The organism is Paracoccus angustae (assembly GCF_042648745.1).
Classification (GTDB): domain Bacteria; phylum Pseudomonadota; class Alphaproteobacteria; order Rhodobacterales; family Rhodobacteraceae; genus Paracoccus; species Paracoccus angustae.
Genome location: NZ_JBHRXY010000001.1, coordinates 159,192 through 180,777, shown reverse-complemented (window position 1 = coordinate 180,777; position 21,586 = coordinate 159,192). Strand labels below are relative to the sequence as shown.

Annotated in this window: 21 protein-coding genes; 6 read left to right on the top strand and 15 right to left on the bottom strand. The window is 69.0% G+C overall.

Annotation, left to right across the window (positions count from 1 at the left end):
* Nucleotides 1–55 precede the first annotated feature (55 nt).
* From ACFOM8_RS00835 to ACFOM8_RS00820, 4 genes are all read right to left on the bottom strand, one after another.
* A complete protein-coding gene (locus ACFOM8_RS00835) occupies nt 56–766 on the bottom strand; it encodes an ABC transporter ATP-binding protein (RefSeq protein WP_377758418.1) in 711 nt (236 codons plus the stop codon).
* Nucleotides 763–1,527 (bottom strand): MlaE family ABC transporter permease, encoded by a 765-nt coding sequence (locus ACFOM8_RS00830; RefSeq protein ID WP_377758416.1) that lies wholly within the window; start codon nt 1,525–1,527, stop codon nt 763–765. The genes ACFOM8_RS00835 and ACFOM8_RS00830 overlap by 4 nt, the downstream gene beginning before the upstream one ends.
* The gene (alr, locus tag ACFOM8_RS00825; protein ID WP_377758414.1) at nt 1,524–2,540 is read right to left on the bottom strand and encodes an alanine racemase; all 1,017 of its coding nucleotides are present in this window, start codon (nt 2,538–2,540) and stop codon (nt 1,524–1,526) included. Before alr ends, ACFOM8_RS00830 begins: the two co-directional genes overlap by 4 nt.
* A gap of 65 nt (nt 2,541–2,605) precedes the next feature.
* A complete protein-coding gene (locus tag ACFOM8_RS00820; protein ID WP_377758412.1) occupies nt 2,606–3,397 on the bottom strand; it encodes an NAD kinase in 792 nt (263 codons plus the stop codon).
* A 158-nt stretch (nt 3,398–3,555) separates the two neighbouring features.
* On the opposite strand from ACFOM8_RS00820, the gene glyA reads away from it, so the two are divergent.
* Nucleotides 3,556–4,851 carry a serine hydroxymethyltransferase gene (gene glyA, locus ACFOM8_RS00815; RefSeq protein WP_377758410.1) on the top strand — a complete coding sequence of 432 codons (1,296 nt, stop codon included), beginning with the start codon at nt 3,556–3,558 and terminating at the stop codon, nt 4,849–4,851.
* Between the two features lie 48 nt (nt 4,852–4,899).
* On the opposite strand, the gene ACFOM8_RS00810 is transcribed toward glyA, so the two are convergent.
* Together ACFOM8_RS00810 and ACFOM8_RS00805 are read right to left on the bottom strand one after the other, a co-directional pair.
* Nucleotides 4,900–5,796, bottom strand: a complete 897-nt coding sequence (locus ACFOM8_RS00810) for a DMT family transporter (RefSeq protein ID WP_377758409.1) — start codon at nt 5,794–5,796, stop codon at nt 4,900–4,902.
* A gap of 39 nt (nt 5,797–5,835) precedes the next feature.
* Entirely contained in the window at nt 5,836–6,429 is a 594-nt protein-coding gene (locus tag ACFOM8_RS00805) for a LysE/ArgO family amino acid transporter (protein WP_377758408.1), read from the bottom strand.
* A gap of 50 nt (nt 6,430–6,479) precedes the next feature.
* Here ACFOM8_RS00805 and ACFOM8_RS00800 point away from each other — a divergent pair, with 50 nt between their 5' ends.
* Nucleotides 6,480–7,370: a LysR family transcriptional regulator ArgP gene (locus ACFOM8_RS00800; RefSeq protein ID WP_377758406.1), complete on the top strand. Its 891-nt coding sequence runs from the start codon at nt 6,480–6,482 to the stop codon at nt 7,368–7,370.
* 94 nt (nt 7,371–7,464) lie between these two features.
* Here the strand turns inward: ACFOM8_RS00800 and ACFOM8_RS00795 are convergent, their stop codons facing one another.
* From ACFOM8_RS00795 to ACFOM8_RS00780, 4 genes are all read right to left on the bottom strand, one after another.
* A complete protein-coding gene (locus tag ACFOM8_RS00795; protein ID WP_377758404.1) occupies nt 7,465–8,208 on the bottom strand; it encodes a YebC/PmpR family DNA-binding transcriptional regulator in 744 nt (247 codons plus the stop codon).
* A 140-nt stretch (nt 8,209–8,348) separates the two neighbouring features.
* On the bottom strand, nt 8,349–8,573 hold the full coding sequence (locus ACFOM8_RS00790; protein WP_377758402.1) for a hypothetical protein: 225 nt from the start codon (nt 8,571–8,573) through the stop codon (nt 8,349–8,351).
* Nucleotides 8,574–8,698: 125 nt separating this feature from the next.
* A complete protein-coding gene (locus ACFOM8_RS00785; protein WP_377758400.1) occupies nt 8,699–10,477 on the bottom strand; it encodes an SLC13 family permease in 1,779 nt (592 codons plus the stop codon).
* A 90-nt stretch (nt 10,478–10,567) separates the two neighbouring features.
* Nucleotides 10,568–11,383: a TIGR00282 family metallophosphoesterase gene (locus ACFOM8_RS00780; RefSeq protein WP_377758399.1), complete on the bottom strand. Its 816-nt coding sequence runs from the start codon at nt 11,381–11,383 to the stop codon at nt 10,568–10,570.
* A gap of 81 nt (nt 11,384–11,464) precedes the next feature.
* On the opposite strand from ACFOM8_RS00780, the gene ACFOM8_RS00775 reads away from it, so the two are divergent.
* Genes ACFOM8_RS00775 through ACFOM8_RS00765 form a run of 3 tightly spaced genes read left to right on the top strand, consistent with a single transcriptional unit; the run spans nt 11,465 to nt 14,517 of the window.
* Complete coding sequence (locus ACFOM8_RS00775; protein WP_377758397.1) at nt 11,465–12,289, top strand: 2-dehydro-3-deoxygalactonokinase; 825 nt, start codon at nt 11,465–11,467, stop codon at nt 12,287–12,289.
* A 57-nt stretch (nt 12,290–12,346) separates the two neighbouring features.
* On the top strand, nt 12,347–13,747 hold the full coding sequence (locus ACFOM8_RS00770; RefSeq protein ID WP_377758395.1) for a dihydrolipoyl dehydrogenase: 1,401 nt from the start codon (nt 12,347–12,349) through the stop codon (nt 13,745–13,747).
* Nucleotides 13,744–14,517, top strand: a complete 774-nt coding sequence (locus ACFOM8_RS00765) for a hypothetical protein (RefSeq protein ID WP_377758394.1) — start codon at nt 13,744–13,746, stop codon at nt 14,515–14,517. Before ACFOM8_RS00770 ends, ACFOM8_RS00765 begins: the two co-directional genes overlap by 4 nt.
* Here the strand turns inward: ACFOM8_RS00765 and ACFOM8_RS00760 are convergent.
* Nucleotides 14,514–15,377: an NAD(P)-dependent oxidoreductase gene (locus ACFOM8_RS00760; RefSeq protein ID WP_377758392.1), complete on the bottom strand. Its 864-nt coding sequence runs from the start codon at nt 15,375–15,377 to the stop codon at nt 14,514–14,516. The genes ACFOM8_RS00765 and ACFOM8_RS00760 overlap by 4 nt on opposite strands.
* A 157-nt stretch (nt 15,378–15,534) precedes the next feature.
* On the opposite strand from ACFOM8_RS00760, the gene ACFOM8_RS00755 reads away from it, so the two are divergent.
* Nucleotides 15,535–17,955 (top strand): penicillin acylase family protein, encoded by a 2,421-nt coding sequence (locus ACFOM8_RS00755; RefSeq protein WP_377758391.1) that lies wholly within the window; start codon nt 15,535–15,537, stop codon nt 17,953–17,955.
* Nucleotides 17,956–17,961: 6 nt separating this feature from the next.
* Here the strand turns inward: ACFOM8_RS00755 and ribD are convergent, their stop codons facing one another.
* The 4 genes from ribD to rmuC form a co-directional block, all read right to left on the bottom strand.
* On the bottom strand, nt 17,962–18,948 hold the full coding sequence (gene ribD, locus ACFOM8_RS00750) for a bifunctional diaminohydroxyphosphoribosylaminopyrimidine deaminase/5-amino-6-(5-phosphoribosylamino)uracil reductase RibD (protein WP_377759156.1): 987 nt from the start codon (nt 18,946–18,948) through the stop codon (nt 17,962–17,964).
* A 30-nt stretch (nt 18,949–18,978) separates the two neighbouring features.
* Nucleotides 18,979–19,443 (bottom strand): transcriptional regulator NrdR, encoded by a 465-nt coding sequence (gene nrdR, locus ACFOM8_RS00745; protein WP_377758390.1) that lies wholly within the window; start codon nt 19,441–19,443, stop codon nt 18,979–18,981.
* 120 nt (nt 19,444–19,563) lie between these two features.
* Nucleotides 19,564–19,986 carry a secondary thiamine-phosphate synthase enzyme YjbQ gene (locus ACFOM8_RS00740; RefSeq protein ID WP_377758389.1) on the bottom strand — a complete coding sequence of 141 codons (423 nt, stop codon included), beginning with the start codon at nt 19,984–19,986 and terminating at the stop codon, nt 19,564–19,566.
* Complete coding sequence (rmuC, locus tag ACFOM8_RS00735; RefSeq protein ID WP_377758387.1) at nt 19,983–21,581, bottom strand: DNA recombination protein RmuC; 1,599 nt, start codon at nt 21,579–21,581, stop codon at nt 19,983–19,985. Before rmuC ends, ACFOM8_RS00740 begins: the two co-directional genes overlap by 4 nt.
* Nucleotides 21,582–21,586: the final 5 nt, after the last annotated feature.

The following is a 21,586-nucleotide window of genomic DNA, read 5'->3' as shown; positions in this document are numbered from 1 at the left end:
CCTGCAAAGGCGTCTTCTTTAATGGTGGCCCCGCAAGGGGATTCGCGCAAGGTCATCATGACGGGGTGTTGCCGAGAAACCCCGCCAAGGGCGCGGCGTGATCCATCCGCGAAACCGGCCCGTCCCAGACGATGCGCCCGTCCTGCAACAGCGCCACCCGGTCGCCGATGGCGCGGACCGAATCCATGTCATGGGTGATGGTGACGGCCGTGGCCCCGGTTTCGGTGACGATGCCCCGGATCAGGCCGTTGATCCGCCGCGCCCTGATCGGGTCCAGGCCGGTGGTCGGTTCGTCGAAGAAGATCACCTCCGGGTCGTCCGCGATGGCGCGGGCCAGTCCCGCGCGCTTGGCCATGCCGCCCGACAGTTCGGCGGGCATCAGGTCGGCTGTTTCCGGCCCCAGACCCACGCGGGCCAGCTTTTCCACAGCGATGGCGCGGGCCTGCGCATCGGGCATCCGCTGGCGCAGGCGAAAGGCCACGTTCTGCCACACGGTCAGGCTGTCGAACAGCGCGGCCCCCTGGAACAGCATCCCGAAGCGCGACAGAAAGGCCGGGCGGGCGGCCGCGTCCAGCGGTCGCCCCCGCCACAGGATTTGGCCCGCCTCGGGCGCGGTCAGGCCCAGGATGCATTTCAGCAGCACCGACTTGCCGGTGCCCGACTGGCCGATGACGCAAAGGCTTTCGCCCTGCCCTACGGCCAGATCGAGGCCCGCCAGCACCGGCTTGCCGGCAAAGGATTTGTGCAGCCCCCGGACCTGGATCATTCGAAAAACAGCCCCGTCAGCGCGAAGTTCGCGGCCAGGATCGCCACGGCGGCGGCGACCACGGCGGATTTGGTGGCCCGCCCCACCCCTGCCGCGCCCCGGCCCGAGCGGATGCCGAACCAGCAGCCGCAGACCGCGACGATCAGCCCGAAGACCGCGCCCTTCAGCAGGCCCGACACCACGTCCCACCGTTCCAGATAGGCGGACGTGTTCGCCAGATAGGCCACCGAGTTGAACCCCAGCGACTGCGTGCCGACCAGCCAGCCTCCCGCGATGCCGATAATGTCGCCCACGCCGACCAGCAGGGGCACGGTCAGCATCGCCGCCCAAAGGCGCGGCGTGACCAGCCAGCGCATCGGGTCGGTGGACAGCGTGACAAGCGCGTCGATCTGTTCGGTCACCTTCATGGTGCCGATCTCGGCCGCGATGGAGCTTGCCACGCGCGCGGCGACCATCAGCCCGCCCAGCACCGGACCAAGTTCGCGGACCATGCCGATCGCGACAATGGCGGGCACCACGTCGCTGGCCTGGAATCGCGCGCCGCCGGAATGGATCTGCAAGGCCAGCGCCGCGCCGGTGAACAGCGCGGTCAGGCCCACCACGGGCAGCGACAGCCAGCCGATCTGGACCAGTTGCGCCCCGAAGGCCCGCCCGTAGAAGGGCCGCAGCCCGAACAGCCCGCGCGCGGTGAACAGCGCCACGGCGCCGATGCCGCGCGTCAGGAACAGCGCGGCGCGGCCGATCAGGCGGACTGCGTTCACCGATAGATCCGTTCGTAGCGGTGGCCCAGCGAGGTCAGGATCTCGTATCCGATGGTGCCCGCGTGGTCCGCCAGCCGGTCCACCGGCTGTTCGGGGCAGATCAGGTCCAGCTCTCCCGGGACGTCGGGCAGGTCCGTCACATCCGCGGTGATCAGGTCCATGGACACGCGGCCCACGACGGGACAGGCGACACCCCCTGCGTAAAGGCTGACGCCCGTGGAGGAGATCGAGCGCAGGATCCCGTCGGCATAGCCCGCAGCGACCGTGGCGATGCGGCGCGGGGCGTCCGCCGTCCAGGTCGCGCTGTAGCCCACGAACTCGCCCGGCTGGACCGTGCGGGTCTGGATGACCGGCAGGGACAGGCGCAGCACCGGCTTGGCATCGGCAAAGGGCAACGCGCCGTAAAGGCCGATGCCGGGGCGGATCAGGTCGAAGTGGTAATCGGCCCCCAGCAGGATCCCCCCCGTCGCCGACAGCGAACGCGGCACGTTGCAGGCTTCGGTCATGGCGCGGAAAGCGGCCAGCTGCGCGGCATTGGCGGGATGATCGGGCTCGTCCGCGCAGGCCAGATGGGACATGATGAAGTCGGGCTTGGCGGCCAGGGCCTCGGCGCGGATGGCGGACCATTCGCGGGGTTCCAGGCCCAGGCGGTTCATGCCGGTGTCCAGCTGGATCGCGAATGGCTTGCCGGGGCGCATGGCGCGGTCGCGGAAGAACTGTTCGGGGCTGTTCAGGACGGGCACCAGACCGGTCAGATCCGCGCCCTCCATATGCCCCGACAGCACGTTGATGCGGGCGTCGTCCGGCAGATGCGGCCGCAGGGCGCGGCCCTCGGAAGCCAGGGCCACGAAGAAATCGCGCGCGCCCGCCTGATACAGCGCAGGCGCCACCCGGGCCGCGCCCAGGCCATAGGCGTCGGCCTTGACCACGGCGGAGGCGCGGGAGCCGGGCGCCTTGGCGGCAAGCGCCTTCCAGTTGGCGACAATGGCTTGCAGGTCGATATGCAGGGTCATGGCGGGCCGGTCCTGTGCTGATCGGCGACCTTCAAGCAGAAATCGCGCAACGCTTCCAGCCCGGATCAGACGAACTGCTCGCGCAGCAGCCGTTCCTCAAGCCCATGGCCGCGGTCGAACAGCAGCCGGTGGCGCACGTCCTGCGCGCTGCGGATGCCCACCCGCACCACATGGCGCACCGAACGCGAATCCGCGTCGGCCATGACCGGACGGCGCTCGGGGGTCAGCACCTCGACCTCGACCTCGGCCCCTTTGGGCAGCAGCGCCCCGCGCCAGCGGCGGGGCCTGAAGGGGGCAATGGCGGTCAGGGCCAAAACCTCGGAATTGATCGGCAGAATAGGGCCATGCGCGGAATAGTTATAAGCCGTCGAGCCTGCGGGCGTGGCGATCAGCGCGCCGTCGCAGACCAGTTCCGCCATGCGCATCTTGCCGTCCACATGGATGCGCAGCTTGGCCGCCTGGGGGCCTTCGCGCAAAAAGCTGACCTCGTTGATGGCCAGCGCCTCATGCACCGACCCGTCGGCCCGGATCGCGCGCATCCGCAAGGGATTGATCACCGTCTCCTCGGCGGCGGACAGGCGCTCGGGCAGACCGCTCTCGGCATAGCCGTTCATCAGAAATCCCACCGTGCCCCGGTTCATGCCGTAAACCGGCAGGTCGCGGTCGGTCAGCGCGTGCAGCGTCTGCAACATGAAGCCGTCGCCGCCAAGCGCGACCACCACGTCGCAGCAATCCAGATCCACCGCGCCATAGCGGTCCGACAGCAGGGTCAGCGCCTGTTGCGCCGTTTCGGATTCGCTGGCGGTGAAGTGGATCCTTGTCGTCATGATGGCCCCTGCCCTTGGCGCGGGCAGCATCCGACGGCCCATCGGGCATTGCAAGCCCCGCCGCATCCGCGCGGAAGTCGCACCTGTCCCGGGTTTCTGCCGCATTTGTGCCTTTCCGCACCGTCAACCCTGGGGTATGAGAACGCCAAACCGCCGCCCCTTGGCCCTATGATAAGGACGCGAGACCCATGAACGCCCCCACCCGCGAAACGGGATTCTTCACCGAAGCGCTGCAAAACAGCGACCCCGAGATCGCCAAGGCCATCACCCAGGAACTCGGCCGCCAGCGCGACGAGATCGAACTGATCGCGTCCGAGAACATCGTGTCCAAGGCGGTGCTGGAAGCGCAGGGCTCGGTCCTGACCAACAAATATGCCGAGGGCTATCCGGGCAAACGCTATTACGGCGGCTGCCAGTATGTCGATGTCGTGGAAACCCTGGCGATCGAGCGGGCGAAGAAGCTGTTCGACTGCGACTTCGCCAATGTCCAGCCGAACAGCGGGTCGCAGATGAACCAGGCGGTGTTCCTGGCGCTGCTGCAACCGGGCGACACCTTCATGGGGCTGGACCTGAATTCGGGCGGGCACCTGACCCACGGCTCGCCGGTGAACATGTCGGGCAAGTGGTTCAACGTGGTCAGCTATGGCGTGCGCCAGCAGGACCAGCTGCTGGACATGGAGGAAGTCCGCCAGAAGGCCCTGGAAAGCAAGCCCAAGCTGATCGTCGCGGGCGGCACGGCCTATAGCCGGGTTTGGGACTGGGCGGCCTTCCGCAAGATCGCGGACGAGGTGGGCGCCTATCTGATGGTGGACATGGCCCATATCGCGGGCCTGGTCGCGGGCGGCGTCCACCCCTCGCCCCTGCCCCATGCGCATGTCGTGACAACAACGACGCACAAGTCGCTGCGCGGCCCGCGCGGCGGCATGGTGCTGACCAACGACGCCGACATCGCCAAGAAGATCAATTCGGCGGTGTTCCCCGGACTGCAAGGCGGCCCGCTGATGCACGTGATCGCCGCCAAGGCGGTGGCCTTCGGCGAGGCGCTGCAACCCTCGTTCAAGGCCTATGCCGCGCAGGTCGTCAAGAACGCCCAGGCGATGGCGGACGAGCTGATGAAGGGCGGCATCGACATCGTGTCGGGCGGCACCGACAACCACCTTTGCCTGGCCGACCTGCGCCCGAAAGGCGTGACCGGCAAGGCGACCGAGGCCGCCCTGGGCCGCGCCCACATCACCTGCAACAAGAACGGCGTGCCGTTCGACCCGGAAAAGCCCTTTGTCACCTCGGGCATCCGCTTGGGCGCGCCCGCGGGAACCACCCGCGGCTTCGGCGAGGAGGAGTTCCGCCAGATCGCCCGCTGGATCGTCGAGGTCGTCGACGGCCTTGCCGCCCATGGCGAGAACGGCAACGCCGAAGTCGAGGCCAAGGTGAAGGCCGAGGTCGCCCAGCTTTGCGCGCGCTTCCCGCTGTATTCCGGGATGTGACCTGCCGACGGCAACATTGCCCCGCCGCGCCCGTCGCGGCGGGGCTTTCTATTCGGCGGCGGCAGCGGGCGCGGCGGTCCGCAGCCGCGCCTCGCGCCAGGTGATATAGGTGATGGCGCCGATCATCATCGCGCCGCCCAGGATCACCCATTCGTCCAGCGGCTCGTGGAAGACGAAGACGCCCAGCAGGCTGGCCCAGATCAGTTGCAGAAAGGTCACGGGCTGCGTGACCGTCAGCGGCGCGGCTGCAAAGGCCCGCGTCATGGTGTAATGGCCCGCCGTGGCAAAGACCGCGACCAGCCCCAGCCAGCCGATCTGCGGCCATGTGGGCGGCACCCAGACCGCCCAGGCCAGCGGCGCCAGACCGACCGAGACGGTCAGCGACATCATCGCAACGACGATGGCGGCGGGCACCTGTTCGGTGATCCGCTTGGCGACCAGATAGGACGACCCGAAGGCCAGCGAGGCCGCGATCTGCGACAGATGCCCCGGATCCAGCTCGCGCAGTCCGGGCCGCAGCACGACCAGCGCCCCCATCAGCGCCACCCCGACCGCCGCGACGCGCCGCAGCGCCAGCCTTTCGCCCATGAACAGCGCGGCGCCGACCGTCACGACGATGGGGTTCAGAAAGCCGATGGCCGTCACTTCGGCCACGGGGATGCGCGACATGGCATAGAACCATGCGATCACCGCCAGCACATGCAGCGCCCCGCGCAGCGTCAGCAGCCGCCAGATGCGGGGGGAAAAGCCCGCCCGCAGCGCCGGAAGCAGCAGCGGCCCCAGGAATGCCAGTCCGAAGACAAAGCGGATAAAGGCCGATTGCGGCGCGGGCAAAGCACCCCCCAGCCAGCGGACGATGCCGTTGACGGCGACGAAGCATAGCCCCGTCGCCAGCATCCAGCCTATTCCCGCAAGGTCACGGCGCGTCTGCCCGTCGATGTGCATGGCGTGCAGTTGGACCGCTTTGCCGGGGCGGCGCAAGCCTCATTCCGCGACAAGGGCGGCGGCGATGGCCCACATCACCACGCCGATCAGCACCTCCAGCACCTGCCACGCGCGCGGACGGGCAAAGACCGGCGCAAGCAGCCGCGCGCCATAGCCAAGCGCAAAGAAGAACAGGAACGATCCGGTCACCGCGCCAAGCCCGAAGGCCCCCGGCCGCGGCCACTGGGCCGAGATCGCGCCGACCAGCACCACCGTATCCAGCCACACATGCGGGTTGAGCCAGGTCAGCGCCGCGATCACCGCAAGCGTTCTGGGCAGGCTGGCGGCGCCGCCCTCGGGCCGCAACGCGCCCCCGCCTCGCCAGGCCGCCCGAAAAGACCGCGCGCCATACCAGATCAGAAAGGCGGCCCCAGCCCATTTCATTCCCGAAAGCAGCCCCGGCGCCGCCGATCCGATCCGGGCAATGCCGTTGACGCCCAGCAGGATCAACAGCGCGTCGGACAGCGCGCAGAACAGGCAGACCCAGAAGACATGGCGGCGCATCAGCCCTTGCTTCAGAACAAAGGCATTCTGCGCGCCGATGGCGACGATCAGGGACAATCCGGTTCCAAGACCGGCGGCATAGGACATCATGGCAAGCACCTCCCGGTCCGCGCTTTCGCATGCGGTGCGGATGAGGTAAAATGAATCGCGCTTACCCGGATGAAGCCGAACTGATGCTGGACTATCCCGCTGTCGCCGCCTTGGCCGAGATCATCCGGCACGGTTCCTTTGAAGCCGCGGCGGCGGTCCTGCATGTCACCCCGTCGGCAGTCTCGCAACGGCTCCGCTCTCTCGAGAACCGGATGGGCACGGTGCTGATCGACCGGGGTCCGCCCGTCGCCGCGACGGAACAAGGCCTGCGGCTTGCCGCGCATCTGGATCAGGTGCGGCTGCTGGAATCCGCTCTGGCGTTGCCGCAGGACCGTCCGGTGCTGCGCCTGGCCGTCAATGCCGACAGCCTGGCAAGCTGGGCGATGCCCGCGCTGGCCGCCGCGCCGGGGCTTCTGGACCTGACCATCGACGATCAGGACCATGCGCTGGACTGGCTGAAAGGCGGCATGGTGGCGGCGGCGCTGACCAGCGACAGCCGTCCCGTGACCGGCTGCGACAGCCTGCGGCTTGGCACGCTGCGCTATCGGGCGGTGGCAAGCCCCGCCTTCGCGGCCCGCCACTTCGCAAGGGGCGTGACGGCCGAGGCCTTGTCGCTGGCCCCCTCGCTCTGCTTCAACGCCAAGGACACGCTGCAAACCCGCTGGGTCCAGGCGCTGACCGGCAGCCGCGTCGTTCTGCCGATGCACCGCATCCCCTCGGCCCACGGCTTTGCCGCGGCCTCGCGGCTTGGCATCGGCTGGGGCATGAACCCCGAACTGATGATCCGGGACGATTTGGACAAAGGCAGCCTGATCGACCTTGCGCCGGACCTGCCGCTGGACGTGCCGCTTTGCTGGCAGTTCAGCCGCATCGCCGCCCCGGCCCTCGCCCCCTTGACCGAGGCCATCAAAAAGGCCGCCAAGGCAGCCCTCCTGCCCTGACGGCCCTTCACCTTTGTCCAAATATCCCGGGGGGAGTCCCGCAGGGACCGGGGGGCTGGCCCCCCGCCACCGTCCCCGACGGGAACCGGCCAGCTTACAGCTGGGCGGCCACCTCCTCGGACAGGTCGAAATTGCCGGTGACGTTCTGCACGTCGTCGTCGTCCTCCAGCGTGTCGATCAGCTTCATCAGCTTCTGCGCCGTTTCCACGTCGGTGATCTCGGTCGGGGCCTGCGGCTTCCAGATCAGCTTCGCGGTCTCGGATTCGCCCAAGGCGGCCTCCAGCGCGGTGGAGACCTCGTTCAGCGCGGTGTCGGCGCAGTAGATCCAGTGGCCTTCCTCGTCGGTTTCGACATCGTCGGCTCCGGCTTCGATCGCGGCAAGCATCACGGTGTCGGCGTCGCCTGCGGACAGCGGATACATGATCTCGCCCACGCGGTCGAACATGAAGCTGACCGAGCCGGTCTGGCCCAGGTCGCCGCCCGCCTTGGTGAAATAGCTGCGCACGTTGGACGCGGTGCGGTTGCGGTTGTCCGTCATCGCCTCGACCACCAGGGCGATGCCGTTCGGGCCGTAACCTTCGTAGCGGATTTCCTCATAATTCTCGGCATCGCCGCCGACCGCCTTCTTGATGGCCCGGTCGATCACGTCCTTGGGGCATGAATTGGACTTGGCTTCCTTGACCGCAAGGCGCAGGCGCGGGTTCTTGTCGGGGTCGGGATCGCCCATCTTGGCGGCGACGGTGATTTCCTTTGCCAGCTTGGAAAACAGCTTCGAGCGGGCCGCGTCCTGACGGCCCTTGCGATGCTGGATATTGGCCCATTTGGAATGGCCTGCCATGGTCGGTCGTCCTTCGCAATTCGTAAGCGGATGGAGGCGCTTTTAGTCCAGCCCGGCGGCGCATCGCAAGCCGGGCCGCGCATAAGAAAGGCGCCCTGTCCCCATGGACGGGCGCCTTGCGGCAGGATCGGACCGGCGGCTCAGATCATGGCGGCGACGCCCAGGATCCGGCGGATTTCACCGTCGCGGGTCAGGCCGCGGCGGGCCAGTTCGGCATCGCTGAGGCCGTTCAGGCGCTCAAGCTCCCGGACCCTGGGGCTTGCCTCGGCGATCAGGGCAAAGACCTTGCCGGCAGCGACGAACGGCGCGGCAAGCCTGCCCAGAACGGACAGGCGGGGTTTGTCGAATGTGATCGTGTTGGCCATCTGGAAACTCCTTTGCGACACAAGGCCGTTTCCTCCCTTGCCTGGCAATGTCAGGCCGAAACCCGGCCGGAGCAACAGCCAATGCTGCATGGCAGCATTGCAAAGGCCTCACAGGAGGAGGGGCGTCACAGGGGCCAGAACAAGGGGATGACCAGACAGGCGACGATCCCGCACAGGATGTCCAGTGGTACGCCCACCCGCACAAAGTCGCTGAACTTGTAGCCGCCGGGGCCATAGACCATCATGTGGGTCTGGTATCCGATGGGCGTGGCAAAGGCCACCGTGGCCGAGAACATCACCGCCACCACGTAGGCGCGGGGATCGTGGCCCAGCGACTGCGCCAAGGCGATGGCGATCGGCGTCAGCAGCACGGCGACCGCATTGTTCGACAGGATCTCGGTCATCACCAAGCCCAGGAAGTAGATGGCGATCAGCGTGGCGAAGGGCGGCAGATCGCGCAGCGTGGGCGACACAAAATCCACGATCAGCCGGACGGTGCCGGTATGTTCCAGCGCCTCGCCCACGGCCAGCATGGCAAAGATCATCGCCATCAGGCGGGCGTCGATGAACGAAAAGGCTTCCTCGGCGTCGATGCAGCGCGTCAGCAGGATCACCGCCGCCGCCAGAAAGGACAGCACCATGATCGGCGCGACATCCAGCGCCGCCAGCGTCACCACGGCCAGCAGGCAGACGATGGCGATGGGCGCGCGTTCCCGTCGGTAGGCCCGGACCGACGGGCGCGAGACATCGACCAGCCCCATGTCGGCGGCAAGGCGCGCGATGTCCTCGGGCGCGCCTTCCAGCAGCAGCGTGTCGCCCACGCGCACGACCAGATCGTCCAGCTGGCGGCCCAGGTTCTGGTCGCGCCGATGCGCCGCCAGCACATAGATGCCATAGCGGCGGCGTAGGCGCATGTCGCCCAACCGCCGCCCGATCAGTTGCGCGCCGGGCGAGATCAGCACCTCGACCGTCTCGGTCGCGACGGAACTCAGCTTGTCCACGACCTGGAGGTTCTTGTTGCCTAGAAATTCCAGCAGGTCGGCCATCTCGGACCGCAGAACCACCCGGTCGCCGGGCTCCAGCACGACCTCGGCCAGGTTGCGCCGCAGGGACGCATCGCCGCGCAGAACGTCGATCAGGCGCACGGCCTCGCGCCGGAACAGGCCGACCTCGACCGCCTTCTGGCCGACAAGGCTCGAATCCTCGGGGATCGCCAGTTCCGTGAAATACTTCATGCCGCGCTTGGACCCCAAAAAGCCCGCAAGCGAGGTCCGGTCGGGCAGCAGGTGCTTTCCCAACAGCGTGAAATAGGCGACCCCCGCCAGGGTGATCGCGATCCCCACGGGCGCGATCTCGAAGATGGTGAAGGGCTCCATGCCCTGCTCGCGCGCCACCCCGTCCACCAGCAGGTTCGTTGATGTGCCGATCAGCGTCATCATGCCGCCCAGGATCGTGAAATAGCTTAGCGGGATCAAAAGCTTGGACGGCGCCAGCTTCATCCGGTTGGCAAGCTGGATGCAGATGGGGATCATCACCGCGACAACCGGCGTGTTGTTCATCACGGCCGAAGCCACGATCACAAAGGCGAACAGCGCGCAGATGGTGAAGGCCGGGTTGGTCACGGCGCGCGCGGTCACGATGCGCGACATCATCTCAAGCGCGCCGGTGCGCAGCAATCCGCCCATGATCAGGAACATGAAGGCGATGGTCCAGGGGGCGCTGTTCGACAGGACGCCCGCCGCATCCTCGGCCGGCAGCAGCCCCAGGACCAGCATGGCGGCGGCCGATCCGATGGCCACGACCTCGGGCGGCTGCTTTTCCCGGATGAACTGGACAAAGGTGATCGCGACAATGACCAGCATCGCAACCGCCGCGTTCGTTCCGGTCAATTCAAATCCAAGCATGAAGCCTCTGTCGAGCGGGACGGGTCACCGGCAAATCGTCGCGGTGATAGAATTGTTTTCCCTGCCGCCGCAAGCGAAAGCGGGATCGTTCTACGCAGGATGGGTTTGCGCCAACCGCCCGCCGTCGCGCACGGGTTCGACGCCGGTGGCAAGGCCGCTGCGGTCGTCGGTCACGACCAGGACGCCGGACAGGGTGGCCTCTCCCTCGGCCGGGGTGAAGCGGTCGCGGGCCATTCCGGTGATGAAGCGGCGCAGGGGTTCGGTCTTGTCCATGCCGATCACGCTGTCGTAGTCGCCGCACATCCCGGCATCCGACTGATAGGCGGTCCCGCGCGGCAGGATCTGCGCATCCGCCGTGGGCACATGGGTATGGGTGCCCAGCACGGCGGCGGCGCGGCCGTCGCAGAAATGCCCGGCCGCCATCTTCTCGCTGGTGGCCTCGGCATGGAAATCGACAAGGGCGGCCTGCATCATGCCGCCCGGCGGATGGGCGCGCAGCACGGCGTCGAGGGCCGAAAACGGATCGTCATAGGGCCGCGACATGAACACCTGCCCAAGCGCCTGCGTCACCAGCAGCTTGCGCCCGCGCGCGTCGCTGATCACGGCGCTGCCCCGGCCCGGCGCCTCCTTGGCGAAGTTCAGGGGGCGGACGATGCGCGGCTCGCGCTCGATGAAGGCCAGCATGTCCTTCTGGTCGAAGGCATGGTCGCCCAGCGTCAGGCAGTCGGCGCCGGCCCCCAGCAGCAGTTGCGCGTGCCCCGCCGTGCAGCCGCGCCCGCCGCTGGCGTTTTCGGCGTTCACGACCACCAGGTCCGCCTTGAGCCGCGCGCGGAGCGGCGCCAGCCGCTCGGTTATGGCCCGCCGTCCGGCGCGGCCCATCACATCGCCAAGAAAGAGTATCCGCATGAAGGCTGGTTACGCGTGAAGCCGCCCCGCTTCAAGCGCCGTCTCTGGACAGGGCGGCGCGGGGCGGCCATCTTGCGGGACATGACGGGGAGGGCGGCGATGGATCGGGCCGAATGGGCGGCGGTGGAGCGGACGCCGGGCGAGTTGCGGTTGTGGCTGTTCCGGGGCGATGCCGAAGGCCCGGCGAACGCCGCGCCTGACAACGGCGATCCGGCGGCCGCGCTGCGGACGATGCTGGCACCGGGGGCCGCCATCGACGTGATCGCCGCAGGCTGGCCGGAAACCGCGCCCGCGCGGGTGCCCTGCCCGCCGCCTCCGCCCCTGCCCGCGCTGGCCCTGGATGGGCGCATCATCCTGCGCCGGCTTCCCGGCCTGGTGCAGGATCGCCCGGCGGATCTGATCGGCGCGCAGGCAACCCGCATCGGCGGACATCTGTTCCGCCATCCCGATTTCGACGGCGTGCTGTGCCTGCCGGGCCAGCAGACAGTCTGGGCGCATCTCAGCGCGGGCGAGATCGTCAGCTTCCGCAGCTTCCTGACGGGCGAGCTGCTGTCGGCGCTTTCCACGTCGGCCGAGGGGGAAAGCGCGGGATTTGACGAGGCAGTTCGGGACGCGCTGTCCCGTCCGGCGGGACTGGCGGCGGACCTGTCAACGGTCCGCGCCCGGCTGGCGGCCGGGACGATCACCCCGCCCGCAGCCCATGCGCGCATGGCGGGCCTGCTGATCGGGGCCGAACTGGCGGCCGCGCGGCCCTGGTGGCTGGGCCAGCCGGTCACGGTGATCGGCGAAGGCTGGCTGTCCGGCCGCTATGCCGAGGCGTTGGCCTCGCAGGGCCTTGCGCCCGCCGTGGCGGACCCGACGGACGCGCTTCTGGACGGGTTCCGTGCCGCGCGCCGCGCCTCTTGACCGGAACCCGCGCCGCGCCTTGCCGTTGGGTTGCCGACCCATGGCAAGAGGCACGCGATGACCGATACCACGTCCGATCTGTCCTGCGACGTGGCGGTCATAGGCGCGGGAACCGCAGGGCTTGCGGCGGAACGCGCGGCGCGGTCCGCAGGCGCGCGGACGCTGCTGATCGACGACGGCTTTCGCGGGACGTTGTGCGCCAACGCCGGCTGCATGCCGTCCAAACTGCTGATCGCGGCGGCGCGCGCCCATGCCGGCCTGGACCGCGCGCGCATGATGGGCATCGACATCCCGCAGGCGCGGGTGGACGGCCGCCGCGTGATGGAGCGGCTGCGGGCCGAGCGCGACCGCTTCGTGCAGGGGGCAAAGAACAGCTATCGCGAACTGCCCGAGGGAACCTGCCTGGACGCCCGCGCCCGCTTCATGGCGCGGGACCGGCTGCTGCTGGACGACGGACGTCAGGTCGCGGCGCGGGCGGTGGTGATCGCCACGGGATCGGAGCCGGTGATTCCCAAGCCGTATCGCGACCTGGGGCCGCGCCTGCTGACCAGCGAATCCATTTTCGAGCTTGAGGATCTTCCCGCAAGTCTGGCCGTGATCGGCGCGGGGCCGCTGGGCGCCGAGCTGGCGCAGGCGATGGGCCGGCTGGGCGTCCGGGTGGCGCTGTTCGACGCAGGCGACAGGCTGGCCGGGATCCGCTGCGCCAAGGTGCATGACGCGTTCCGCGACATCTATGCCCGGGACGTGACGCTGCATCTGGGCTGCGCGCCCGAGCCCTCGGCGCAAGGGAACGCGATCCGGCTGGCATGGGACGGCGGAACCGAGGACTTCGACCATGTGCTTGTGGCGACTGGCCGCGCCCCGGCGCTGGACGGCCTGAACCTGGAAGCGGCAGGACTGGCGCTGGACGACAAGGGCGTGCCCCGTATCGACCGCCGCACGATGCAATGCGGCGACACGGCGGTCTTCATGGCGGGCGATGCGGACGGCGATGCGCCGGTCCTGCACGAGGCCCGGCTGGACGGCATCATCGCCGGGACCAACGCGGGCCGCTGGCCCGATGTCGAAGCCGCCGACCGACCGCCGCTGTTCACCATCGCCTTTACCGATCCGCCGGTTGCGGCCATCGGCGCGCCGCCCGAGGACCGCGCCCTGAACGCCCATGCCAGCTATGCCGACCAGGGCCGCGCACGGGTCGAAGGCAAGGCCGGGGGCCTTCTGCTTCTCGGCGCGGACCGGACGGGCCGGTTGACGGGCGCCGATCTGGCGGTGCCGGGGGGCGAACACTTGGCGCATCTGCTGGTCTGGGCGATCGGCCAAGGCGCCAGCGCGGCGGATGTGCTGGAGATGCCCTTCTATCACCCGACGCTGGAGGAAGGGTTGAAACCCGCCTTGCGCGACTTGTGCCGGGGGGCGGATCTGTCGCTGCGCGACGTTGGCAATCCACCGGGGGCATGATGGCGGAACGACTGATGGATCTTGGCGACGGCTTCTGGAACATCCGCGGCACCCTGCGGATCGGCGGGCTGGTGAATGTGGGAACGCATTGCTCTCTGGTGCGGCTTTCCTCGGGGCGGTTCGTGTTCCTGGACTCCTACGGCTTCGGCCCGGACATCGCCCGGCAGGTCATGGCCCTGACCGAAGGGGGCCGCGCGGTCGAGGCGGTGCTGAACCTGCATCCCTTCCACACGCTGCATTGCCAGGCGATGCACCGGATGTTCCCGCACGCGCAGCTGTTCGGATCGGACCGCCACCGCCGCAAGTGGCCCGACCTGCCCTGGCAAAGCGATCCGGTCGAATCGCCCCCGGTCGCCGCGCGCTTCCCGGATCTGCGCTTTTCCCTGCCGGACGGGATCGACTACATCTGTCAGAACGAACGCGTCCATGCCGGATCGCTGCTGGCCTGGCATCCCGCCAGCGGCAGCCTGCACGTGGACGACACGCTGAACGTCCTGCCGATCCCCGGCCTGCTGAGGCGCCTGCTGCGCCTGCCCCGCATCGGCTTCCACCCGACCCTGGGACAGGCGCTTCAGGACCGCCCCGGGGCCGCGCGGGATTTCCGTGATTGGGCGCTGCGGATCGCCGGGGACTGGCGCGACACCCGCACGGTCTGCGCGGCCCATTCGGCCACGCTTCCGATCCGGCCTGGCAGCTTTCCCGATCATGTCCGCAAGGCCCTCGCCCGGGCGGAACCCGCCCTGAAACGAGCCGAGGCGAAGGGCCGTTAACCCAACCGCGCGATCAGGGACGAGGTATCCCAGCGGCCCCCGCCCATCCGCTGCACGTCCTTGTAGAACTGGTCCACAAGGGCTGTGACCGGCAGCGATGCGCCGACGTCGTCGGCGGCGGCCAGACAGATTGCCAGATCCTTGCGCATCCAGTCCACCGCGAAGCCGTGGTCGAACCGGCCCTCGTCCATGGTCTTGTGGCGGTTGACCATCTGCCAGCTTCCGGCGGCGCCCTGGCTGATCACCTCGACGACCTGTCCGACCTCTAGCCCGGACTTTTTGGCGAAGGCCAGCGACTCCGACAGGGCCTGCACCAGCCCGGCGATGGCGATCTGGTTGCACATCTTGGTGATCTGGCCGGCGCCCACGTCGCCCATACGGCGGCAGATTCTGGCGTAAGCGTCGATCACCGGCGCGGCGCGGTCGAAATCCTCCTGCGCGCCGCCGCACATCACGGACAGCTGGCCGTTTTCGGCCCCCGCCTGCCCGCCCGAAACCGGAGCGTCGACATAGCCAAGCCCCGCCGCCCGCGCCGCCTGCGCCAGTTCCCGCGTCACGGCTGCGGATACCGTGGTGTGGTCCACAAAGACCGCCCCCGGCTTCATGCCCGCGAAGGCGCCGTCGGGGCCAAGGCAGACGGACCGCAGGTCGTCGTCATTGCCCACGCAGGCCATGACCAGATCGGCGTCCGCCGCGGCCTCGCGGGGGGTGTCGGCCAAGGCCCCGCCATGCCGGGCCGCCCAGGCCTCGGCCTTGGCCCGGGTGCGGTTGAAAACCGTCACCGCGTGCCCCGCCGTCTTCAGATGCCCCGCCATCGGCGCGCCCATCACGCCCAGTCCCAGAAATGCCAGCTTCGCCATTTGCCCCCCGATCCATTCCACGGCGCGGGCTGCCCTCCGTTGAACTGGCCCCGCGCCTCCATTATGCAGCAACCCAGCATCCCTGCGCGCCATGGTCAAGCGTGCAGGCACCCCCACAAGGACAGGCGGCGGACCGGCCCATGGATCATCTTCCGACATGCTGACCCTTTTCCGCTGGCTTCTGCGGCTGACCATAGGCCTGATCGTGCTGCTGGTCCTGGCAGTGATCCTGGCCTGGTATTTCGCCGTCCGGTCGCTGCCCGACTACGACGCCACGCTTCAGGTCCAGGGCATCTCGGCCCCGGTCGAGATCGTCCGGTCCACCGAAAACGTGCCCCACATCTTCGGCCAGACGGACGAGGACGTGTTCTTCGCCCTGGGCCTGGCCCATGCCCAGGACCGGCTGTTCCAGATGACGCTGCTGCGCCGCGCGGCCCAGGGCCGCCTGGCCGAGGTCTATGGCGCGGGCGCCTTTCCCGCCGACGACCTGGCCCGGCGGCTGGAGCTTTACCGCAACGCGAGCGCCTCGCTCGATTCGCAAGACCAGGCGACACAGGCCGCGCTGCGGGCGTATTCCGACGGGGTGAACCAGTGGATCGCGCAGGTCAACAAGGGCGCGCTTGGCCGGGGCGCGCCCGAGTTCTTCGTGCTGCCGCAGGACATCGCCTATTGGCAGCCCGCCGATTCGCTGGCGATCCTGAAGCTGCTGGCGGCCGCCGCCAGCAATTCCGCCGCCGAGGAGATCCTGCGCGCCCGTCTATCGCTGACCTGGCCGGAGCGCGGAACCGACCTGCTGATCGGCGAGGGCGAAACCCCCGCCCTCCTGCCCCGCTATGCCGACCTGTTCCCCGGCGCGCGCCTGGCCCCGCCCGAGGCGCGCCGCGGCCCCGCCCCTAACCGCGACGCCACGGATTTCCTGCGCCCGGGCAGCGGGCTTGGGGCCAACAGCTTTGCTGCCGCGGCGGATCGGACTGCGGCGGGCGGCGCGCTGCTGGCCAACGATCCGCAGGCGCCGCTGGTCGCGCCCTCGCTGTATTACCTTGCGCGGCTGCAACTGACCTCGGGCGGGGTGATCGGAGCGACGATCCCGGGGATGCCGGTGGTTTTTTCCGGGCGCAATCCGCAACTGGCCTGGGGCATCGCGCCCGCCGGCCTGGATGACGCCGACATCGCCATCGAGGAAATCCAGCCCGGCCGCGCCGACCGCTATCGCGGCGCGGGCGGCTGGACCGAATTCGCTACCCGGCGCGAGGTGATCCGCGTTCTGAACGAGCCGAACCGCGCCGTCACCCTGCGCAGCAGCCGCAACGGCCCGCTGGTGCCGCTGCTGGATCCGGGGCTGGCGGATGTCACGCCCATGGGCCATGTCGCGGCGCTGCGCTGGACCGGGCTGTCGGGCACGGACACAACCTTGTCGGCGCTGATCGGGGTGATGCGGGCGACGGATGCGAACAGCGCCGCGACCGCGCTTGGCCGGGTCGTGGCCCCCGCCCTGGCCGTGACGCTGGCCGATGACGACGGCATCCGCCAAGTGACGGTGGGCGCCGTGCCGCAACGGGCGTCCGACCACCCCACCGGCGGCGCCATGCCCGTTCCCGGCTGGCTGGCCGAGGGGGAATGGCAGGGGCTTGCTCCCCTGTCCGAGGATGGTCCGACCGAGGACGGCCTGGCCTTCGCGACCGAGGAACGCGGTCCCCTGGCCCTGCGCCGCACCCGCCTGGCCCATCTGCTGAAGGACCGGGAAGTCCATTCCCGAGACAGCTTCATCGCGGCCCAGCTGGATGTCGTCAGCCCGGCGGCCCGCGCCCTGCTGCCTCTGGTGGGCGCTGATCTGTGGTTCACGGGCGAACCCGCGGCCCCCGGCACCCCGGAGCGCCAGCGCCAGGACGCGCTGAACCTGCTGGCGGAATGGGACGGCGCCATGAGCGAGCACCTGCCCGAGCCGCTGATCTATGCCGCCTGGATGGGCGCCTTGCAGGACCGCCTGATCCGGGACGAGCTTGGCCCCGTGGCGGACGACATCCGCAGGCTGCATCCGGGTTTTGCCGATGCCGTGTTCCGCAACCGGGGCGGCGCGGGCGCCTGGTGCGACATCGTGCAAAGCGCCCCGGTCGAGGACTGCACCACCATCGCCCGCCAGGCGCTGGACCGAGCGATCCTGGATCTGACGCAGCGATATGGCCCGGACGTGACCAGCTGGCGATGGGGCGACGCGCACCAGGCGCGGCATGTGCATCCGGGACTGGGCCGGATCGGCGGGCTTGGCTGGATCGTGAACCTGCCGCAGGCGATCTCGGGCGGAACGTTCACCCTGTCCCACACCGCCATCCTGGGCACCGGCCCCAATCCGTTCGAGGCCGCCGCCGGCCCCGGCTATCGCGGCGTTTACGATCTGGCCGATCCCGACAGTTCGGTCTTCATCATCTCGACCGGGCAATCGGGCCATCCGCTGTCGCGGCATTACGACGATCTGGCGGGGCTGTGGCGGCGCGGCGAATATATCGGCATGTCGCTGGATCCGCAGCTGGCGCGCGCGGCGGCGACGGGGATCACGACCTTGACACCCATGGCCGACTAGGCGGTTTCACGCAAGCGCGACCCTGCGCCAGCGATGGAACAGGTCCGGCCCGATCCGGCGCGTCTCGGCCAGGGCGAAGCGGGGCGCATCGGCCAGCCGGACAAGCCGCATCGGCCCGACCGCAGGCAGCCCGTCGCCCCCCAGGGTGACGCCCGCGGTATAGCCGACGATCTGATCCACAAGCCCCCCCTGCAACAGCGAGGCGGCCAGCACCCCCCCGCCTTCGCAAAAGACCCGCGTGATGCCGCGGTCCGCAAGTTGCGCCAGCGCCTCCTCGGGCGGGGCGTCGATCCGCCACAAGGGCCCGTGCATCGGTCCCTCGGGCGGCAGATCCGGCAGCGGGCGGGTGGACAAAACCACCCGCACCGGCTGGCGCGGTGTCGCCATTCCGCGCACGTTCAGCGACGGGCGGTCCGCATGGGCGGTGTTGCCGCCCACCATCACCGCGTCATGGGCCATGCGCAGGGCATGGACATGCAGCCGCGCCGCAGGTCCGGTGATCCACCGGCTTTCCCCGCCGGCCGTGGCGATGCGCCCGTCGAAACTGGTCGCGAGCTTCAACGTCACGAAGGGCCGCCCCCGCTCGACGCGCGACAGAAAGCCCGCCTGCACCTCACGCGCCTCGGGTTCTCGGATCCCTTCGGTCACGTCGACGCCCGCCTCGCGCAGGATCCGGTGCCCGCGCCCGGCCACGCGTGGATCGGGATCGGTCATGGCCGACACGACGCGGACGATGCCTGCGGCGACCAGCCCTTCGGCGCAGGGCGGGGTTTGCCCGTGATGCGCGCAGGGTTCCAGCGTGACATAGGCCGTGGCCCCCCGCGCCAGCGCCCCTGCCCGGTCCAGGGCCACACGTTCGGCATGGGGGCGCCCGCCCGGCTGCGTCCAGCCCCGTCCGACAACGCGACCGTCTTGCACGATCACGCAGCCCACAGCGGGGTTCGGCCAGACATTGCCCAGGCCACGCCGCGCCAGGCGCAGGGCATGGGCCATGTGGCGCAGATCGTCCCCGGGCGTCACGGCTCAGTCGCTGGCCGGGCCGGGCCGCAATTCGGACACGAACTTGTCGAAATCGCCCGCATCCTGGAAATTCTTGTAAACGCTTGCGAAACGGACATACGCCACGTTGTCGATGCGCGACAGCGCCTCCATGACAATCTCGCCGATCATCTTCGAGGGGATGTCCGTCTCGCCCGTGCTTTCCAGGCGTCGGACGATGCCGCTGATCATCTGCTCGATCCGATCGGGTTCCACGGGGCGCTTCTGCATGGCGATGCGGATCGACCGGGCCAGCTTGTCGCGGTCGAAATCCTCGCGCCGGCCGCTGGACTTGACGACCACGAGATCGCGCAGCTGCACGCGTTCATAGGTGGTGAAGCGCCCCCCGCAGGCCGGACAGAAGCGGCGGCGGCGGATGGCGACATTGTCTTCGGCGGGACGCGAGTCCTTGACCTGCGTATCGACATTTCCGCAAAACGGGCAGCGCATCCGGTTGTCCCTTTCGGTCCTCGGTCTGCAACGACTATAGGCAGGCAGGCAGGGCTTGGGTAGCATTATCCAGCGGACACAAGATGTTCCCTGCCCTATCTGTGACAGGAATGCCGCGGATCAGCCGCCCAGAAAGGCGGCCGCAATCTGGCGGCGATGCGGGGCGCGGCGGTGTTCGACCAGATAGATGCCCTGCCACGTCCCCAGCATCATCCGCCCCGCCGCGACCGGAACTTGCAGACTGACCGGCAGCACGGCGGCCTTCAGATGCGCGGGCATGTCGTCGGGTCCCTCGTCCCGGTGGCGCAGCCAGGACATCGAGGGATGGTCGGCAGGCGGCGCGATCCGGTCCAGCCAGCCCAGAAGATCGTGCTGCACATCGGGATCGGCGTTTTCCTGGATCAGCAGCGAACAGGACGTGTGCCGCACCATCAGCGTCAGGACGCCGTCTTGCGCACCCTCCTCGCGCAGCCAGCCCGCGACCTTGCCGGTGATGTCATGGCAGGCGGGCCCGCGCGTCTCGACGGTGAAGGTGGCGATCATTCCGCCGCCTCGGGGCTGCTCAGCAGGGGCAGGTCGTCGTCGCCGTCGTGCCCGGTCGACAGACGCTTCTGGTTGCGCGCGCCAAGCTGGCGCAGCATCTCGGCCTGGCGGATCACGTTGCCCGACCCGCGGGACAGCCGGTCCATCGCCGTGGCATGGCTTTTCTGCGCCTTGTCCAGCGCCGCCCCGACCTCGTCCATGGCCGAGACGAAGCCGTAGAGCTTGTCGTAAAGCGCCCCTGCCCGGCTGGCGATCGCCGCCGCGTTGGATTCCCGCCGCTCGACCGTCCAGATGTGATCGACCGTGCGCAGCGTCAGCATCAGCGTGGTGGGCGTCGCCAGCCCCACGCGGTTTTCCATCGCGTGGCGCGTCAGGTCGGGATCGACGCGCAGCGCCTCGGAAAACGCGCCTTCGACGGGGATGAACATCAGCACGTAATCGACCGAGCCTTCGTCCAGCGCATGATAGCCCTTGCCCGACAGCGAGGCGACATGCGTCCGCATCGCCGCCACGTGCCGGCGCAGCGCGCCGTCGCGGATCGCCGGATCCTCGGCGCTGACCGCCTCCTCATAGGCCACGAGCGAGACCTTGCTGTCGACAACCAGAACCTTCTTCTGCGGCATCCTGATGATCACGTCGGGGCGCCAGACCTTGCCGTTCTCGTCCCGGCGGCTGGTCTGGGCGACGTAATGCGTCCCCTCCAGCAGGCCCGAATCCTCGAGAATGCGTTCCAGGATCATCTCGCCCCAGGCTCCGCGCTTCTGGCTGTCGCCCTTCAACGCGCGGGTCAGGTTGACCGCCTCGCGGGAAATGGCCTCGGAACGGCGGTAAAGCCCCTCGATCTGCTCGCGCAGGCGCGCACGCTCCTCATCGGTGGCCTTGTTGCGGGCCTGAAGTTCGGTCTGAAAGCGGTGAACCTGGTCGCGGAAAGGGGTCAGCAGCGCGTTCAACTGGTCGCCATGGGCACGCTGCATCTCGGCGCCCTGGGTTTTCAGGGTTTCGTTGGCCAGCAGCCTGAACTGGCCGGTCATGTCCTCGCGCAGTTCCTTCAGCGTGGCGATCTCGCGCCCCGCCGCCTCAAGATCCTTCTGCGCCAACAGGCGGGCCTCGGACAGGTCGCGTTCAAGGCGGGCGATGGTCTGGCGTTCCGCGCGCAAGGCCTGGTCCAAGCCGTCACGTTCGGCGGTCAGCCTGGCAACCGCGTCGTTCACCTGGTCGCGCGCTTCATGCAGGCGCGCGACCTCCCGCCGTTCGGCCGCCAGGTCCTTCTCGGCAGCCAGGCGGGCCGAGGCGAGTTCCCCTTCCAGCCGCGCAAGATTGCGGCGTTCGGCGTGGAGCGCATCCGTCAGGTCGTCGCGTTCCTGGCCAAGTTCGGACAGCCGCCTTTCCAGATGCTCGGCCTGCGCTTCAAGCCGTTCCCCGCGCAGCCGCTGTTCGTCAAGCAGCGCCCCCTGGTCGGCAAGCCTGCGCTCCAGATCCCCAAGCCTGCCGTCGTCCGCGGAACGCGCCGTGCCCCGCCGCTGGGCCAGCAGCAGGACCAGCACCATCGCCGCCAGGAACAGGCAGAGAACGATCAGTATCGCGTCGGCAGGCATGAACG